General features: G+C 62.3%; 18 protein-coding genes and 2 pseudogenes. 7 read left to right on the top strand and 13 right to left on the bottom strand.

All coding sequences use genetic code 11. The features are described 5' to 3' along the window. Positions 1-145: 145 nt before the first annotated feature. Positions 146-976: an eCIS core domain-containing protein gene (locus BLV07_RS42575; RefSeq protein WP_244551413.1), complete on the top strand. Its 831-nt coding sequence runs from the start codon at positions 146-148 to the stop codon at positions 974-976. On the opposite strand, the gene BLV07_RS42570 is transcribed toward BLV07_RS42575, so the two are convergent. Next, complete coding sequence (locus BLV07_RS42570; RefSeq protein ID WP_091898461.1) at positions 939-1,223, bottom strand: hypothetical protein; 285 nt, start codon at positions 1,221-1,223, stop codon at positions 939-941. The two genes, BLV07_RS42575 and BLV07_RS42570, sit on opposite strands and share 38 nt — an antisense overlap. A gap of 167 nt (positions 1,224-1,390) precedes the next feature. After that, positions 1,391-1,807 (bottom strand): cupin domain-containing protein, encoded by a 417-nt coding sequence (locus BLV07_RS42565; RefSeq protein ID WP_091898459.1) that lies wholly within the window; start codon positions 1,805-1,807, stop codon positions 1,391-1,393. 175 nt (positions 1,808-1,982) lie between these two features. Between BLV07_RS42565 and dinB the strand changes: the two genes are divergently transcribed. Together dinB and BLV07_RS42555 are read left to right on the top strand one after the other, a co-directional pair. Further along, complete coding sequence (gene dinB, locus BLV07_RS42560) at positions 1,983-3,083, top strand: DNA polymerase IV (protein ID WP_091898457.1); 1,101 nt, start codon at positions 1,983-1,985, stop codon at positions 3,081-3,083. A 104-nt stretch (positions 3,084-3,187) separates the two neighbouring features. Further along, positions 3,188-4,606, top strand: coding sequence for a sensor histidine kinase (locus BLV07_RS42555; protein ID WP_091898455.1), 1,419 nt, complete (start codon positions 3,188-3,190; stop codon positions 4,604-4,606). Positions 4,607-5,016: 410 nt separating this feature from the next. On the opposite strand, the gene BLV07_RS42550 is transcribed toward BLV07_RS42555, so the two are convergent. Beyond that, on the bottom strand, positions 5,017-5,310 hold the full coding sequence (locus BLV07_RS42550; protein ID WP_091898453.1) for a hypothetical protein: 294 nt from the start codon (positions 5,308-5,310) through the stop codon (positions 5,017-5,019). 218 nt (positions 5,311-5,528) lie between these two features. After that, positions 5,529-6,215: a DNA-3-methyladenine glycosylase I gene (locus BLV07_RS42545; protein ID WP_091898451.1), complete on the bottom strand. Its 687-nt coding sequence runs from the start codon at positions 6,213-6,215 to the stop codon at positions 5,529-5,531. 163 nt (positions 6,216-6,378) lie between these two features. Here BLV07_RS42545 and BLV07_RS42540 point away from each other — a divergent pair, with 163 nt between their 5' ends. Further along, on the top strand, positions 6,379-7,206 hold the full coding sequence (locus BLV07_RS42540; protein WP_091898449.1) for a metallophosphoesterase family protein: 828 nt from the start codon (positions 6,379-6,381) through the stop codon (positions 7,204-7,206). Here the strand turns inward: BLV07_RS42540 and BLV07_RS42535 are convergent. From BLV07_RS42535 to BLV07_RS42520, 4 genes are all read right to left on the bottom strand, one after another. Further along, positions 7,145-7,630, bottom strand: a complete 486-nt coding sequence (locus BLV07_RS42535) for a Crp/Fnr family transcriptional regulator (RefSeq protein ID WP_091898447.1) — start codon at positions 7,628-7,630, stop codon at positions 7,145-7,147. The genes BLV07_RS42540 and BLV07_RS42535 overlap by 62 nt on opposite strands. An 83-nt stretch (positions 7,631-7,713) precedes the next feature. Further along, positions 7,714-8,454: a di-trans,poly-cis-decaprenylcistransferase gene (locus tag BLV07_RS42530; protein ID WP_091898445.1), complete on the bottom strand. Its 741-nt coding sequence runs from the start codon at positions 8,452-8,454 to the stop codon at positions 7,714-7,716. Positions 8,455-8,481: 27 nt separating this feature from the next. Then, entirely contained in the window at positions 8,482-8,856 is a 375-nt protein-coding gene (locus BLV07_RS42525) for a transcriptional regulator (protein ID WP_176946122.1), read from the bottom strand. Continuing rightward, positions 8,843-9,460, bottom strand: coding sequence for a hypothetical protein (locus tag BLV07_RS42520; protein WP_091898441.1), 618 nt, complete (start codon positions 9,458-9,460; stop codon positions 8,843-8,845). The genes BLV07_RS42525 and BLV07_RS42520 overlap by 14 nt, the downstream gene beginning before the upstream one ends. Positions 9,461-9,660: 200 nt before the next feature. Between BLV07_RS42520 and BLV07_RS42515 the strand changes: the two genes are divergently transcribed. Further along, positions 9,661-10,905, top strand: a complete 1,245-nt coding sequence (locus BLV07_RS42515; RefSeq protein ID WP_091898439.1) for a S1C family serine protease — start codon at positions 9,661-9,663, stop codon at positions 10,903-10,905. Positions 10,906-11,086: 181 nt separating this feature from the next. Here BLV07_RS42515 and BLV07_RS42505 read toward each other — a convergent pair whose 3' ends face one another. From BLV07_RS42505 to BLV07_RS42485, 5 genes and pseudogenes are all read right to left on the bottom strand, one after another. Continuing rightward, complete coding sequence (locus BLV07_RS42505; RefSeq protein WP_091898434.1) at positions 11,087-11,824, bottom strand: DUF899 domain-containing protein; 738 nt, start codon at positions 11,822-11,824, stop codon at positions 11,087-11,089. 21 nt (positions 11,825-11,845) lie between these two features. After that, positions 11,846-12,178 (bottom strand): annotated as a pseudogene (locus tag BLV07_RS42500) (SRPBCC family protein); the annotation flags it as partial. An 11-nt stretch (positions 12,179-12,189) separates the two neighbouring features. Next, the gene (locus BLV07_RS42495) at positions 12,190-12,654 is read right to left on the bottom strand and encodes an ArsR/SmtB family transcription factor (protein ID WP_176946121.1); all 465 of its coding nucleotides are present in this window, start codon (positions 12,652-12,654) and stop codon (positions 12,190-12,192) included. A gap of 5 nt (positions 12,655-12,659) precedes the next feature. Further along, positions 12,660-13,022 (bottom strand): DUF3551 domain-containing protein, encoded by a 363-nt coding sequence (locus BLV07_RS42490; RefSeq protein ID WP_091898428.1) that lies wholly within the window; start codon positions 13,020-13,022, stop codon positions 12,660-12,662. Between the two features lie 148 nt (positions 13,023-13,170). Further along, on the bottom strand, positions 13,171-14,145 hold the full coding sequence (locus tag BLV07_RS42485) for a Bug family tripartite tricarboxylate transporter substrate binding protein (RefSeq protein WP_091898426.1): 975 nt from the start codon (positions 14,143-14,145) through the stop codon (positions 13,171-13,173). 126 nt (positions 14,146-14,271) lie between these two features. On the opposite strand from BLV07_RS42485, the gene BLV07_RS42480 reads away from it, so the two are divergent. Continuing rightward, a complete protein-coding gene (locus BLV07_RS42480; protein ID WP_091898424.1) occupies positions 14,272-14,682 on the top strand; it encodes a VOC family protein in 411 nt (136 codons plus the stop codon). A 223-nt stretch (positions 14,683-14,905) separates the two neighbouring features. Beyond that, a pseudogene (locus BLV07_RS42475) lies at positions 14,906-15,149 on the top strand (IS110 family transposase); the annotation flags it as partial.

Genomic DNA, 15,149 nt, shown 5'->3' with positions numbered 1-15,149 from the left:
GCTACGTAGGTCATTTGGCGCTGAACCGCATTCTGATTTCGTGCACAGAAAATTAGCAGGGGCTAGGCTCTCCTTTTGAATTTTTCAAAGGAGCATCCAATGGCCGAAAAAGATTTCCAAGGCTTTCCACTTTATGGAGGTTCAGATGAACCGATTGTTTTACACATTTGCAATGGTCATTTTGACGACCGCCACGCCAGCGTTGGCATGGGATCCCATTGGGGACATCACTCATCCAGATCGAATTATCAGAAACACGGTTCGTGAAACAGAAAAGGCCGTCAAAGACATCCCGAATGTCCCGAGGAACGTTGTAAGAGAAACAGAGAATGTCGGCCGCGAAATTGATCGAATGAGGCTCGAACTGCAGTCTTCAATCTTTACAGGGCCAGCGCTTGAGCAGTGGATCAAAGCTTCTCGGGACACTGCGATAAATGGTGCGATGCCCATGCCGCCTAACATAAGGCAGGCATTATCTGGTTGGTACAGCGAAGCGTTGATGAATAAAGTTCGCTACAAGGCAGGTGATGGCGGAGCTCTCAATCTTGCGAACAATTCAATCCGTATCGGCCATGCGGAAGCCGTCACCCTCATCGATGTGATTGTTTTCAAGGGACCGTCCGAAGCCCAAGACCCGGCTCTGTGGGCTCACGAAATGAAGCATGTCGAACAATACGACAGCTGGGGCGTGCACAGTTTTGCCGTGCAATACATGCGAAGCTGGAACGGTGTAGAAGATCCTGCGTACGCGATCCAAGCTGAATATCAGAACAACCCTGGCCCGAAGTTTGCAAATCAAGTAGCTGGCCCTCCGCCTCAAATGCCGGGCCAACAGTTTCCACCTCAACAGTACCAGCAAATGGGGCAGATATGCGCGACGCAAGTTGGTATGTGTGGAATGAATATGCCGTTCCCTAGCGGCTCACAATGTATGTGCCCTACGCAATTTGGTCCCGCATACGGTTTTGTGCAGTAAAAAATTCCACGGCTTCTGTCAGGACGGCCTTCCATTTCTGTTCGTTGTCGGGCTGACCAGCGGCCATGTCGCGGCAGTACTCAATCAGTTGCTCTGCACCTGCCTCATCGAGCTCAAAGCGCTCGTGGATGAGGCGGGTTCGGACTATCTTAACCATGCGTTCTGTACGCCCAAGGACCGCTTGCCAGTCGAGTGCGCCCTCATCGAGGTCAGCAGTGTTAACCGGTATCGCGCGGCGCGCCTTCATCGTGAACCCTCCTGGATCTGTGCGTCCTCCCACCTCGCCATCTTCAGATTCCAATCCAGCGAGAGGCCGCCCGAAGCTCCAGTCGGCGTGTCCCAAAGGTCCTTGGTTTTAAGACGCTGTTTGTTCTGAATCGCGTTCCTTGCGAGAGCGCATGCCGCAGGATGAAGTCAGCTTCGGGCACCTACCGCATCGGCAAACGGCGCACCGGGCTCGCAGACGTAGAACAACGCCATGCGCGCTGGCACGTCGCCCTTGTTGAACCCGGTCATATTGATACCGGCCGGTTCAACGAACACCTGTCCTGCCTCAATCGCTATCGGCTCCCGGCCGTCCAGAGCCAGTGTGAACGTGCCCTCCAACATATACACGGTCACCGGAAACCGGTGCGAGTGATACGGGGTGACGTCGCCCGGCAGCAGCGTAGCGAACAGCACCCGTATCTCCTGCTCGGGAAGGCTCGGCAGGCCGCTGACGACCTCGCGATGGAGTGGCGTCAGCTTGGCCATTCCGCTGTCTTGGGCGCTGCGTGTCAGGCCAACCGTCAGGCCTGCAATCATGGTCTCGACGCTGCATTTCTCGTGCATATCTGCCTCCCTTGATGGCCGGACCGAGGCTAGCAAACCGGCTCCGCGCCCGGCAGCCGCAAATCTGCCAGAACGGCCCGCAGAAATGCATCATGCGGCACGTTCGAAGGCGGTCCATTGAAGCGTGGGCACGGGCCACCTCGCGCTTCGCTTCGCTCGATTGTATCATCCCTCCATGAGCGAATCCGACACGGTGACCGGCGAAGCCTCGCCCGTCCGCAAGATCATCCATATCGACATGGATGCTTTCTATGCGTCCGTGGAGCAGCGCGATAATCCGGACCTGCGCGGAAAGCCGGTCGCAGTCGGAGGCTCTGCGGAACGCGGCGTCGTCGCCGCCGCCAGCTATGAAGCACGCAAGTTCGGTGTTCGCTCTGCCATGCCATCCGTGACTGCGAAGCGGCAGTGTCCCGATCTGATCTTCGTCAAGCCGCGCTTCGAGGTCTACAAGGCAATCAGCCGGCAGATTCGCGACATCTTTGCCGAGCATACGCCCATCATCGAGCCACTGTCGCTCGACGAGGCCTATCTCGACGTGACGGAAAACCTGCAAGGCATCCCGCTGGCGCGAGACATCGCCCTGCGCATCCGCGAGAAGATCAAAGCCGAGACCGGCCTCAACGCGTCGGCGGGCATCTCCTACAACAAGTTTCTGGCAAAGCTCGCCTCCGATCATCGCAAGCCCAACGGTCAGTTCGTGATCTCGCCGGAAATGGGCCCCGCTTTCGTCGAGACGCTGCCCGTCGGCAAGTTCCACGGGATAGGCCCCGCGACGAGTGCGAAGATGAACGCGCTCGGCATGTTCACCGGTCTCGATATCCGCAACCAGACGCTGGAGTTCATGAATGCGAATTTCGGCAAGTCGGGCGCCTATTACTACTGGATCTCGCGCGGTGTCGACGAACGTCCGGTCCGGGCCAACCGGATCCGAAAGTCGATTGGCGCGGAGAACACGTTCTCAACCGATCTCACCGAGTTCGAGGCGCTGGCCGCCGAGCTCGAACCGCTCGTCGACAAGGTCTGGCGGCATTGCGAGGCGACCGGCAACCGCGGCCGCACCGTCACCCTGAAGATCAAGTTTGCCGACTTCGAGATCATCACGCGCAGCAGGTCCGTCGCAGCGGCGGTTGCGGGACGGGACGATTTGGAACGGCTGGCCCGCGGCCTGCTCGAAGCCGAGATGCCGCTGCCCAAGCGCGTCAGGCTGCTGGGGGTCTCGCTGTCTTCGCTCCAGGTCGGCGGCGATTCGGAGCCTCAGCTGACCTTGGGTATTTGAACGCGATCGGTGCCCCCCCTACGAACGCGACATCTTTATCCGCGACGCGGCGCCAAACCTGTCGTACAGACATCAAAACACGCTTTTTCGCGATTGATGTTGGGATGCTTGCCTTATTGATACGCCTCGGACTGCGCTTCGAAGACCGCATCGAGGAGCGGCGATTTGTCGACCAGTACGTCCGGGGCAGTCTCGGGTGGACGCAGATCGCGATGCTGCTCGGCGCCGCCACCTATGCCGGCTACACCATCTGGGATTGGGTGCTCTACCCCGAGGTCGTTCCGATCACGCTTGCAATCCGCGGCGGCACTGCCCTGTTCGTGCTGCTCCCGCTGACCGCGCTGCTGTCACGGCGACGGATGAAGCCATGGGCAGAGACGATCTTCCTGGTCTATTGCGTCATTCCCGGCTGCATCCTGCCGAGCATCTATCTCGTGCTGCCGTCAAGCTTCACGTTTGCCGCCCCGGGTATGATGATGATCATCCTGTTCGTCTCAACCATGCTGCCATTGCGGATCGGCTCGCTGGCGATTTTCTGCCTGCTGTCGTGGGTGGCGCTGCTGGTCGCCGAGACGTTCGCGCTGAGCATGCCGGCGGGCCTGCGATTCATCAACCATTCTCTCGTCGGGAACGCTTACGCGCTGTCCCTCTACGCCGTGGCCGCGCGCGAGTACCGGGCGCGAAAGCAATTCCGGACGTCCGAGGCGCTGCAACGGGAAAAAGAACGCTCGGAGAAATCGCTACGCGATCTACGCGCGACCCAGGAGCACCTCGTGCAGGCAGAAAAGCTCGCTTCGCTCGGGCAATTGGTGGCAGGCGTCGCTCACGAGGTCAGCACCCCGCTCGGCCTAGCCTTGACGACCTCGACGGCCATGCAGACCGATCTACAAGCAATGGCTGACGCATTGAGCGGAACGCCGGTCCGGCGATCCGATCTGACCAAGGGGATTGACCGGCTCAAGCAGGGGCTCAACCTGACCTTCGACAACCTGCACCGCGCATCCGAGATGGTGCATAGTTTCAGGCAGGTCGCAGTGCATCAAGCCGATGAGGACCGGCGCACGTTCGAGCTCAAGGATTGGCTCTCAGAGTTGATGTCCAAGCTCGGGCCGCTCTTGTCGCACCATGCCCTGGCGGTCGAGGTACAATGCCCGGCGGGAATCACGCTCAACAGCTATCCCGGAGCGCTTGCTCAGGTGATCAGCAATCTCGCGCTCAACACTGCCGTGCACGCCTATCCTGACAAGAGGGGCGGCAGGTTTGTCATCACGGTGAGCCAACCGGATCCGAAATCGGTCCGACTGGTCTGCGCCGATGAAGGCGTCGGAATCCCCGAAGCGTTGCAGGCTCACGTCTTCGATCCGTTCGTTACGACCAGTCGGGAGCGTGGCAACGCCGGCCTCGGGCTCCACATTGCGTTCAATTTGGTTGTCTCATCGCTCAACGGTCGGCTGCGTCTCGAGAGCAAGGCGGGTCCGGGAACTCAGATCGCCATCGAGATTCCCGCTGAAGCAACATTGTAAGAGAACAGCGAAGCCTCAAGGTCTGACGCAATTGCGAGCGGTTCCCAATGAGTGAGCCGGCTGGTTTTTCGATGAGCCTCTCTGCTGCATCGCTGGCTGCTGGCGCGTTCGATCGGCGAGATTCCCGATTTGGCAGCCTGCTTCTGCCTTTCGTATGCGGTCTCGCTCACGATCATCGCGCTGTTTCCGGCCTGTCGCGGAGAAATGTGGCACTACGCACGCAGCGTCCGTGGCGGATGACACGATCGGCACCAAGCTCGTTGGCAAGACACTCGTTGACAAGACACGCATTGGCAAGACAACGGCGCTGATTGCCACTTAACCGGGCACGCCAAAGCCGTGCGCCACAGCAGCGAACCGCAGTTCGCCGACCGTGGCGCACGTGTCTCAAAATGTCCCGCTCGAGCCGATCAATGCCTCACATGCTCGAACACCACGATCACGCCGGTCGGTTCCGGCTCGTGCGCCATCAGGCGGGTCAGGTCGGAATCGCCCCAATCGGCGAGGCTGACGACTTCGCCGCTCTCGCGATCGGTACCGAGCGACGGTGTGGGCTCGAGAACTTTGAGGCCCATCTCGTCGACGAAGAAGGTGTGCTCACCGAACATGCTGTTAAGCTGCGGCATGGCGGGATGTTCGTCGGGCAGCACCTGAGCACCGAGTTGGTTGACAGTCTGCTTCACTTGTTCGGATGTGAGCTTCATGAGCTGCTCCGTTCTGTCACGTCGGGTTTCATTGAGCTGAGCCAGAGCGGACGTTCCCTGCGCCGGTGTGCCGCCTGGCTCAAACTCCGAACAAGTGCTGCGCACAAATGTTCCTTAGAAATGTATTTCGTGATCGAGCGCTGCCTCTGCCGCGCTCATGGCACGGGATCGCCACAGGATGTCCACGATCCGGCGGCCAATGGCCTTCTATTGGCCTGCTACTCGCTCCTGTCCTCACCGATCGACAATGCGCAGATGCGTGACAGATACGTGTAGGGCAGGCCGGTCTCCTCGGACCAGGCGTTGAATTGCGCCTGCACCTTGGCGAGATCGCCCTTCGACTTCACCTCTTCGGCAATGTCGAGACCCGCATCGCGCAGGCAAGCCACCACGTCCTTGGAGGTCACAAAACCGTCCCAGCCGACGAAGCGCAGCAGCATCTGGCCGGTGTTGCCGCCTAACCGGCTGCCGCGCTTGGCGAGGAGATCGAGCAGCCCGATCTCGTCGGACGATGGCCATTTCGCCAGAAACTTGCCGAAGCTGCCGTGTTCCTTCGCGATCTCCTGCACGAAAGCGGCATTGTCGCGCACCGACATGATCTTGGCGCCGTTGCGTACGATGCGTGCATCGCGCAGCAGGGCTTCCCAATACTCCTCGGGCTGGAAGCTGAGCTTGGCCGGCTGGAAATGCAGGAAGGCGTCTTCGAAACCGTCCCATTTCGTCTCGATCACGCTCCAGGCAAAGCCGGCGCAAAACACCCGCTTCGTCATCTCGGCGAGGATGCGGTCGTCGCCGAGCTTCGCCAGCCGCTTGAGGTCTGGCTTGTTAGGCATCAGCTTCTCCAGCGCCTTGGGCCCGCCCTTGCGTTTCTCGGCGCGGGCACGAATGGTCTTGAAGGGCGTCATGCGGACACGAGCGGTTGAAGGGTGCGCCACGAGATCAGAATTCGATGATCCGGTCCAGCCCGCTGCGCGGATTGATCAGAAGAAGCAGCCGTGCTGGCCTGCTTCTTGCTTCGTGACATTCGGAATTTCATGACATTTTTCAATTTCCCGCGGACGGATTTTGATGCACTGCTTGGTCGTGGCCGACCTGCATTATTCGCTGCCGCAGCTCGACTGGCTGGTCAGCGCGGCGCCGCAGTTCGACCTTGTGATCTTCGCGGGCGATGCGCTCGACATCGGCTCGATGGTTGATTTCCGCGCGCAGATCGTGGTGGTGAAGAAGTACCTCGCGCTGCTCGGCGCCAAGACCCGGGTGATCCTCTGCTCTGGCAATCACGACCTCGATGAACGCAATGCGGACGGCGAGAAGATCTCGCGCTGGATCTCGGAGGTACGAGAGCTTGGGATTGCCTGCGACGGCGACGGCCTCAGCATCGGCGACACCTTGTTCACGGTGTGCCCATGGTGGGATGGACCGCTGGTCAAGCAGCGCCTCGTCGAGCAGCTCCGTGATGCCGCCGCCAATCGCCCGCGGCGCTGGATCTGGGTGCACCATGCGCCGCCGGCGGAATCGCCGACGAGCTGGGGCGGCAAGCGCTTCTTCGGCGACGTCGAGCTGGTGCAATGGATCATGCAGTATCAGCCCGCGATGGTGATCTCCGGCCATGTGCATCAGTCGCCGTTCATCAAGGATGGCTCCTGGTTCGACCGGCTGGGCGAGAGCTGGGTCTTCAACACCGGCCTGCAGCCGGGCCGGCCGCCGACCTACATCGTGCTCGACTTCGATGCGGACAAGGCGTTCTGGCTTGCGGCCGGGGAAGCGCAATGGATCGACCTGAGCGCGCCGCTGAAGCGACCCGCCGCTCCGATTGAGAATCCGCCGGACTGGCTTAGATCCTTGGATCGGATTGCCGATCCGAGCCTGGCGAGACCTCCTGCGGCGGCAGGTTGATCATGCTCTGCAGCACCTCGCCGACCATGGCCAGATGGGAGCCATGGTCGGTATATTGCCGCTTGAGGTCGGCGAGATAGGTGTTGGCGGCGTTGAGCCGCTGGGCCAGCATCTTCGCGATCAGAAGCGCCATGCCGGGCTGCTGCTCGAGAAGCGAGGCGGCATCTTCGAATTCGTAGATGACCACATCGGAGCAGGCCCGCACCGTCGCGGTATGCGGCTGGCCCAGCAGCACCGACATTTCGCCGAGCACAGCGCCCGGCTCGGTGACGGTGGCAACCACCATCTCGCCCTTGAGCACCTCGAGCTTGCCCTGCATCAGCACGTAGAGATGGCCGCTGGTGCCGCCCTCGGTGATCACCACGGTACCGGCTTTGACCTGCCGCTCCGTCCCGCCGCTGCAATAATCGAGAACTGCGCGCATCGCCAAAGGCTCCCCTCACGGCGACAGTAGAGCATGATCCGCGCCCTACGCTTGCTCAAGATTACAGCAAGTGAAGGCCGACGTCACGCGCGTGAGAGCGCGGGCACCTCCTCGGGCATGATCGCCTGGAGGCCGCCGAAACGGCGTTCGCGGCCATGGAAGGCGGCGAGCGCCTCGGCGAGATCGCCGGCATCGAATTCAGGCCACATCCGCTCGGTGAAGTGCAGCTCGGCATAGGCGCCTTCCCAGAGCAGGAAGTCCGACAGCCGCTTCTCGCCCGAGGTGCGGATGATGAGATCGACGTCGCGCAGGCCCGCCTCGCCGGTGACGAGCTGCGAGAACGCTTCGCGGGTGAGGCTGGTCAGCGCCGCTGCCTTCGCCGCGGCGTTGAGGATGGCGTCGCGCGCGGAATAATCGACCGCGATGCGCAAATGCAGCGTGCTGCCTTGGGCGGTCGCCTCTTCGGCGCGCGCGATCGCGCTGGCGATGCCGTCGGGCAAGCGGTCGCGGCGGCCGATCACGGTGAGGCGCACGCCGTTCTTGACCAGGCTCTGCACTTCATTGGAGAGGTAGAAGCGTAGCAGCGTCATCAGCGCGGCGACCTCGGCCTTCGGCCTGCGCCAATTGTCGGTGGAGAAGGCATAGAGCGTCAGCGTGCCGATGCCCTGTTTTGGCGCGGCCTCGACGATGCGTCGGATCGTCTCGACGCCGGCCTCGTGGCCGCGCAGGCGCGACAGGCCGCGCCGCGTCGCCCATCTGCCATTGCCGTCCATGATGATGCCGACGTGAAGCTTGTCGTCGCAGGACACAGGGTTACTTTGCATTACAAAGTCTCCGGTCAAAAAGGGGGTTCAGGTCGAAGCGAAACCGAGGCGTCCGAGCGGCGGCGCCTCGCGGCCGGCGGCCTTGGCGGCATCGCGCACGAGGCGTTCGAGCACGGCGAGATAGTCGAGGAAGCGACGGCGGCCGGACTTGGTGAGGCGACAGGTCGTGTGCGGGCGATTGCCCTCATAACCCTTGGTCACCTCGACGAGGCCGGCCTCCTGGAGCACGGCGAGATGCCGGCTGAGATTGCCGTCGGTGAGGCCGCAAAGCTGCTTGAGGTCGGCGAATGCCAGCCCCTTGGGATGCGCCATCAGCGAGGTCAGCAGGCCGAGCCTCGCCTTCTCGTGGATGACGCGATCAAGCCCTTCATAGGAGAACGGCGCGCTGTCAGACTTCGACATCATGGTCTCCGGACGCGACATACAGAATGGCGGCCATCACCGACTGCCCGATCACGAAGGGCAGACCCATGGTCCATGGCGATAGCGTGTGAGTTTGGCTGGCGTGTACCACCACTGCAAAGCCTGAAACGAAATACCAGGCGCCGGCGAGCGCGACGGTGCGCGGCAGCGAGCGGACGGAAGCGAAGATGCCGAGCGACACCAGGATCTGCCACAAGCCGGGCAACAGCCACAGCGTTTCCGCCGCAAATTTCCACATCACCACCGCAAGCAGCACGCCGGCGACGCCTGCGGGCAGGAAATGCTCGACCGCCTGGTGGATCATGGCATCGGCGAGGCCGGAATGATGGCGGCGCGAGCGCGCGCGCATCTCGATCCCGATGATCAGGCCGGAGAGCACCGCGGCGATGAACCAGCCGAAGAAGAAGCTGAGCGGCTCGCTGGTGGGATCGCCGAGCAACCAGAATTGCAGAACCGCGGTGATGAGCGCGACGGCACCTGTCGCGGCCATGGTCGCCGGGCCGTAGCCGCGGAACGCGGTGCCCGCCGCGATCTGGCTGCGGATCGTCACGATGTCGGCCAGTGCCTTGTCGAGATCGCGCATTGGCAACGCCAAACCCTCGTTCCGCCCATGCTTCCCCGGGATTGCTCCCGTTACTTTGTATTGCAAAGTATATAGCACTGCAAAGTAATGGCAAGCCCGAATGTCGCGGCAGCCGGATCGAACTTGAGCGGACAACTGGCGGTTGCGCGACACCGCGTCCCACAGATAAGATGGAGCGAAAAGCATTTCCGGGGGCTGGTATGTGGCTTAAGTCATTTGTCGTTGCGTCTTTGTTGCAAGTGGGTGTCGTCAGCGTCGCGCATGCGGCGGGACCGTTCGGCTCCGTCAATGTCGGCAACTGGATCGGCGGCGCCTTCAGCAATGATGAAACGGGAGCGTTCTCGCATTGTGCGGCCACCGCGCCTTACGCCAACGGGGTGAGTCTCGTCGTCGCGCAGAATGCGGCCGGCTCCTGGCTTCTGAGCCTTGCCAGCCCCGGCTTTCGCTTCAACAAGGGCGATACCGCGCCCGTCGACTTCATCTTCGACGGCCAGGAGCAGGCCAGGTTGTTTGCGACCTCCAACGCCCCCAACATGGTGACGACCATCCTGCCCCTCAATGTCGCTCGCACCTTCCAGAAGGCAAGCCTGATGGTAGTGACGACCAACGGCAGCAAGCCACTCCAGTTCGTGTTGACGTCGACGGCACCCATGGTCGCGGCGCTGGCGAACTGCGTCACGCGGGTGAAGGCGGACGGGCTCAGCAAGGCCGGGGACTTCACCAAGGGTACAGCGAAGCCCGCGGCCACAGCGGACAAGCAGGCACCACCGCCGGCCAGCAAGTCCGCCAAGTCCAAGAGCGGCACCGGCTTCGTGGTCAGCGCCAATGGGCACATCGTCACGAACAACCATGTGATCGAGGGTTGCAGCGACCTCAAGGGCAATCTCACGGGCGAGGCCGCAATGGTGTTGCGCGTCGTATCGAGCGATGCAAACAACGATCTGGCCCTCTTGCAGGCGCCGTCGACAGCGACGTTCAAGGAGTTTGCCCGGATTCGCGACCGCTCGATCCGCTCCGGCGATTCCGTCGTCGCGATCGGCTTTCCCTATCACGGGCTGCTGAGCTCGGACTTCACCGTGACCACCGGTATCGTGAGCTCGCTCAGTGGCATGCGCAACGATTCGCGTTTCCTGCAGATCAGCGCGCCCGTGCAGCCCGGCAATAGCGGAGGCCCGCTGTTCGACACCACCGGGCAGGTCGTGGGTGTGGTCACCGGAAAGCTCGACAATCTGCGGATCGCGGTCGCAACCGGGAACATCCCCGAAAACATCAACTTCGCCATCAAGACCGGCGCGCTGCGCGACTTCCTCGACAATTCCGTGGTGCCCTACCAGACCGCCGAGCCGAAGAGCGAGCTCAAGACCACCGACATCGCCGGCAACGCCCGGCCCTATACGATGCTGATCTCGTGCAACGCGACGGAGCAGGCCGACGCGAAGCGGTGAAGGCGGGCACCGACCGCGCCTAACCTCCGGACGTCGTCCTGGCGAAAGCCAGGACCCATTACCCCAACCAGGGGTTTGGCGAAGATTGGTCGTTCGGTACGACAACCGAGCGCCATCGATAGATTCCGCGGTATGGGTCCTGGCCTTCGCCAGGACGACATCGAGAAACGAACCGCTCCCCTCACCCGTGGCAGCACGCCTCCTTCGTCGCCCGCGGTTCGTACTGGTCGCGCAGGCGAACCCAGTCCATCGGATAGGGCAAGCCGTCCTCGTGACGGCCGAGCGGCGTGAGGTCGAGGTACTGATAGGCGGCATTCATCATATCGAGGCCGCGGGCGAAGCATGAGTAGGTGTGGAAGATCTCGCCGGCCTCGTTGCGAAAGAACACGCTGATACCGGGCAGCTCGGGCCCGTAGAACGGCGTGGTGCCGAAATTGTACTTCGGCACGCCCTTGTCGATCTGCTCCGGTGTGAACGAAACTTCGTAATCATAGTTGAAGTCGTTGCTTCCCGAGGAGACCCAGTCGAACGTCCAGCCCATCCGCTTCTTGAACGCGTCGAGCTTGGCAACCGGCGCGAGCGAGATCGCAACCATGCTGGTGTCGCGCGCGGCCAGATGCGGCACCATGCGCTCGAAACCGTCGGCCCAGAACGAGCAGCTCTTGCAGGCGGCGTCCCAATCGGGTGCGAACATCACGTGCTGCACCACGAGCTGCGGCCGGCCCTTGAAGAGATCGCCGAGCGTCAGCTTGCCGTTCGGTCCGTCGAACACGTAGTTCTTGTCGACCTTGACCCACGGCAATGCACGGCGCTCCTCGGCCAGGCGTTCGCGAGCCGCAGTGAGCTCCTTCTCATGCGCGAGATGAGCCTTGCGGGCGGCGATCCATTGCTCGCGCGAGACGACCTGATGTTGCTGCATGGTGTCCTCCTCTGATCGGGATCAGGCGACGAAGGCATCGAGCTTGTCGAAGAACGAGCTCCAGCCGCGCAAATGGTTGTCGCGGGCGGTTTCGTCGAAGAACTGGGCGTGATGGAAGACCATCAAGGTGCCGGCGCTGTCCGGCTTCAGCGTGATCGTCACCAGCGATTCGCGCTCCGGCGTCGAATGCCAGGCCCAGGTGAAGACCAGCCGCTCGTTCGGCACGACGTCGCGATAGGTACCGCCGGCCTCGAAATATTCGCCGTCATCACGGGTGAAGCTGATGCGAAAGCTGCCGCCGGTGCGGACGTCGAGCTTGGCTCGAAGCGTCGCAGGCTTCATGTTCGGCGGCCCGAACCATTGCGCTAGCTGCTCGGCTTGCGTCCAGGCTGCGTAGACCTTTTCCGGCCGCGCACGGAGCCGGCGCGTGAGCGTGAGGCTTGGGCGTTCCGTTGGGCGCTCGGCGGCGCTGAGATCGGCGTTGACGGCTGCGTTGGCCATGTCTCTTCCTCCACGAAGGCGGCGAGGCGATCGAGATTGTCGGACCAGAATTGCGCATAGCGATTGAGCCAGTTCATCGCCTGCTCCATCGGCTGCGCGGTGAGCCGGCAGGCGACCGTGCGCCCGGTCTTCTCCCGCACGATCAGGCCCGCATCGGTGAGCACGTCGAGATGCTTCATGATCGCCGGCAGCGAGATCGGGAACGGTGCGGCCAGCTCGCTCACCGACAGGCTGTCCTGCTCGCCGAGCCGTGCCAGCAGGGCACGCCGCGTCGGGTCGGATAGCGCCGCAAAGGTCCGGTCCAGCTTCTCGTCCTGATACTTAACCATGAGGTTTAGTATAAATGCGAACCGGGATGCGTCAAGCCCGAACCTCCGCACGCGGTTCTGCACGAGCGCGTGATCAGGCAGCGGGCCAGTGGGGAAAGCGGTTGCGCTAGTATGGCGCGGCGGTGCACTCGCGGCTGAGGTTGCATCTGGCCGTATCCCAAGCGAGGATTGCGACCGCAGTACAACAGCCGGCCGGAGATGCTGGCCTGGCATTGCTCATAGGTGCTGTAGGCGCATTCGCCGGGATAGTCGTACTCGCCGCCTTGCGCACACCAGGGATAGTCGCGTGCGGCGGCTGGGGGAATGTTGGCGAATCCGGCAAGGACCGTCACGCCGAGCGTCAGCAGCGCCAATTGGGTGTTGCGCATGATCCAACTCCTCTCTTGCTGGCGTCAGATACGCCACCATCCTCACGAGGTTTCGTCGCGCCGGTTTATTCCAGATCGAGTATATCGCGCGCGCAAGAAAAAAGCCCTGCCGAACGGCAGGGCTCCAATCACGCTCATCACAAGATCGCTACTCGACCTTCAGGCCGGCGAACTCGACGACCTTCTTCCACTTCTCGGTCTCGGCCTTGATCTCCTCGCCGAACGCCTCGGGCGTCTGCACCCGCGGCTCGCCGCCGAGCTCGACCAGACGCTTGGCCATGTCGGGCTCCTTCATCAGCGTGTTGATCTCGCTGTTGAGCTTGGCGATGATCTCCTTCGGCGTGTTCTTCGGCGCGCCCATGCCGAACAGCGCGCTGGCCTCATAGCCCTTGACGGTCTCGGCGATCGGCTGCACGTCGGGCAATTGCGGCGAGCGTTCCGTGGTGGTGACGCCGATTGCGCGCAAGCTGCCGGAGCGGATGTGCTGGATGATCGAGGGCATGTTGTCGAAGATCACCTGCACCTGGCCGCCGAGCATGTCGGTGATCGCGGGCGCCGCGCCGCGATAGGGCACGTGCTGCATCTTGCAGCCGGTCATGGCCATGAACATCTCGCCGGACAGATGCACCGAGGTGCCGTTGCCGGACGAGGCCATGTTCACCTTGCCGGGATTGGCCTTCACATATTCGATGAACTCGGCGACGTTCTTGGCCGGCACGTCCTTGTTCACGGTCATCACGTTCGGCACGCGCTGGAACGAGGCGACCGGCGCGATGTCGCGCACGAAGTTGAACTTCAGGTTGGCGTAGAGCGAGGCATTGATGTAGTTGGCCGGGTTGACCAGCTGCAGCGTGTAGCCATCGGGCTCGGCGTTGATGACCGATTCGGTGGCGATATTGTTGCCGGCGCCCGGTTTGTTCTCGACCACGAATTGCTGGCCGAGCCGTTCCGACAGCCGCTGGCCGAGCAGCCGCGCCAGGATGTCGGTGGCCCCGCCCGGCGGATAGCCGACCACCCATTTCACCGGACGGGTCGGATAATCGGCGGCAAGGGCCTTGGACAGCGGGGTGGCTGCAAGCGGACTGGCGGCGAGCAGGCCCAGCGCGGTACGGCGAGTGATCATCTCAAGGGTTCTCCCAGTGTTGTTCTTGAAGGCCGGATATCTTGTAAAATGTCGTCGGCGGGGCTTGTAACAAAGCTTGGCGCAGGCGGAAAGTGCACGGGGCGCATCACGACGAAAGGATGAGACATGCCGGTCAAGGTCGAGGCTCTCGATCATCTCGTGATCAACGTCGCCGACGTTGCGGCCACCGCGGAGTGGTACCGCAGGATTCTCGGCATGGAAGTCAAGGTGTTCGACCCCGGCGGCGGCAAAGCGCCGCGGACTTCGCTACAATTCGGTAACCAGAAGATCAACGTGCGGCCGCGCGATGGCGACAAGGTGGAGTGGTTCACCGCGGACCACCCAACCGCCGGCAGCGAGGATCTGTGCTTCCTCACCTCCGCCGCTCCCGAAGAGGTGGTGGCGCATCTGCAGGCCCATGGCGTCGCGATCGAGGAAGGGCCGGGCCCGAGGCAAGGCGCCCGCGGCACGCTGCGCTCGGTCTATTGCCGGGATCCCGACGGCAGCCTGATCGAGATCTCGTCGTATGAGGATTAGGGCCTGACAGCCGGCCCCAAGCATCGTCATTGCGAGCCAACGGGTCCGCGCGAAGCGCGGCCCGATGACAGGCTCCGCGAAGCAATCCAGAAATGCATCCGCGGAGGGACTCTGGATTGCTTCGTCGCAAGGGCTCCTCGCAATGATGGGATGGACGGCCCCCGAACGGCATCGGTGTGCCAGACTGGTGATGTTGAGTCGAACCAGACAAAGGGAGCCGTCCATGACGAAGATTAGCACGATTGGGGTTGATCTGGCGAAGAACGTTTTTCAAGTCCACGGGATTGACGCGTCGGGAGCTGTGGTGGTGAGGCGCCAGCTCAAGCGAGCCTCGGTCGAGAAGTTTTTCGCACAGTTGCCGCCGTGCCTGGTGGGCATGGAGGCTTGCGGCAGCGCTCATCATTGGGCGCGCGTGATCGGCCGGTATGGCCACGAGGTGCGGTTGATGCCGCCGGCCTATGTGAAGC

The sequence above is a fragment of the Bradyrhizobium sp. Rc2d genome (assembly GCF_900099855.1).
Classification (GTDB): domain Bacteria; phylum Pseudomonadota; class Alphaproteobacteria; order Rhizobiales; family Xanthobacteraceae; genus Bradyrhizobium.
The sequence above is the reverse complement of the archived record's forward strand: the minus strand, read 5'-3'. Positions and strand labels throughout refer to the sequence as shown.

Excerpts from the sequence above, each read along its gene's own strand:
- BLV07_RS42575 (WP_244551413.1), top strand. The coding sequence starts at position 146 with ATGAACCGATTGTTTTACACATTTGCAATGGTCATTTTGACGACCGCC.
- BLV07_RS42570 (WP_091898461.1), bottom strand. The coding sequence starts at position 1,223 with ATGAAGGCGCGCCGCGCGATACCGGTTAACACTGCTGACCTCGATGAG.
- BLV07_RS42565 (WP_091898459.1), bottom strand. The coding sequence starts at position 1,807 with ATGCACGAGAAATGCAGCGTCGAGACCATGATTGCAGGCCTGACGGTT.
- dinB (WP_091898457.1), top strand. The coding sequence starts at position 1,983 with ATGAGCGAATCCGACACGGTGACCGGCGAAGCCTCGCCCGTCCGCAAG.
- BLV07_RS42555 (WP_091898455.1), top strand. The coding sequence starts at position 3,188 with ATGCTTGCCTTATTGATACGCCTCGGACTGCGCTTCGAAGACCGCATC.
- BLV07_RS42550 (WP_091898453.1), bottom strand. The coding sequence starts at position 5,310 with ATGAAGCTCACATCCGAACAAGTGAAGCAGACTGTCAACCAACTCGGT.
- BLV07_RS42545 (WP_091898451.1), bottom strand. The coding sequence starts at position 6,215 with ATGACGCCCTTCAAGACCATTCGTGCCCGCGCCGAGAAACGCAAGGGC.
- BLV07_RS42540 (WP_091898449.1), top strand. The coding sequence starts at position 6,379 with ATGCACTGCTTGGTCGTGGCCGACCTGCATTATTCGCTGCCGCAGCTC.
- BLV07_RS42535 (WP_091898447.1), bottom strand. The coding sequence starts at position 7,630 with ATGCGCGCAGTTCTCGATTATTGCAGCGGCGGGACGGAGCGGCAGGTC.
- BLV07_RS42530 (WP_091898445.1), bottom strand. The coding sequence starts at position 8,454 with ATGCAAAGTAACCCTGTGTCCTGCGACGACAAGCTTCACGTCGGCATC.
- BLV07_RS42525 (WP_176946122.1), bottom strand. The coding sequence starts at position 8,856 with ATGTCGAAGTCTGACAGCGCGCCGTTCTCCTATGAAGGGCTTGATCGC.
- BLV07_RS42520 (WP_091898441.1), bottom strand. The coding sequence starts at position 9,460 with ATGCGCGATCTCGACAAGGCACTGGCCGACATCGTGACGATCCGCAGC.
- BLV07_RS42515 (WP_091898439.1), top strand. The coding sequence starts at position 9,661 with ATGTGGCTTAAGTCATTTGTCGTTGCGTCTTTGTTGCAAGTGGGTGTC.
- BLV07_RS42505 (WP_091898434.1), bottom strand. The coding sequence starts at position 11,824 with ATGCAGCAACATCAGGTCGTCTCGCGCGAGCAATGGATCGCCGCCCGC.
- BLV07_RS42495 (WP_176946121.1), bottom strand. The coding sequence starts at position 12,654 with ATGGTTAAGTATCAGGACGAGAAGCTGGACCGGACCTTTGCGGCGCTA.
- BLV07_RS42490 (WP_091898428.1), bottom strand. The coding sequence starts at position 13,022 with ATGCGCAACACCCAATTGGCGCTGCTGACGCTCGGCGTGACGGTCCTT.
- BLV07_RS42485 (WP_091898426.1), bottom strand. The coding sequence starts at position 14,145 with ATGATCACTCGCCGTACCGCGCTGGGCCTGCTCGCCGCCAGTCCGCTT.
- BLV07_RS42480 (WP_091898424.1), top strand. The coding sequence starts at position 14,272 with ATGCCGGTCAAGGTCGAGGCTCTCGATCATCTCGTGATCAACGTCGCC.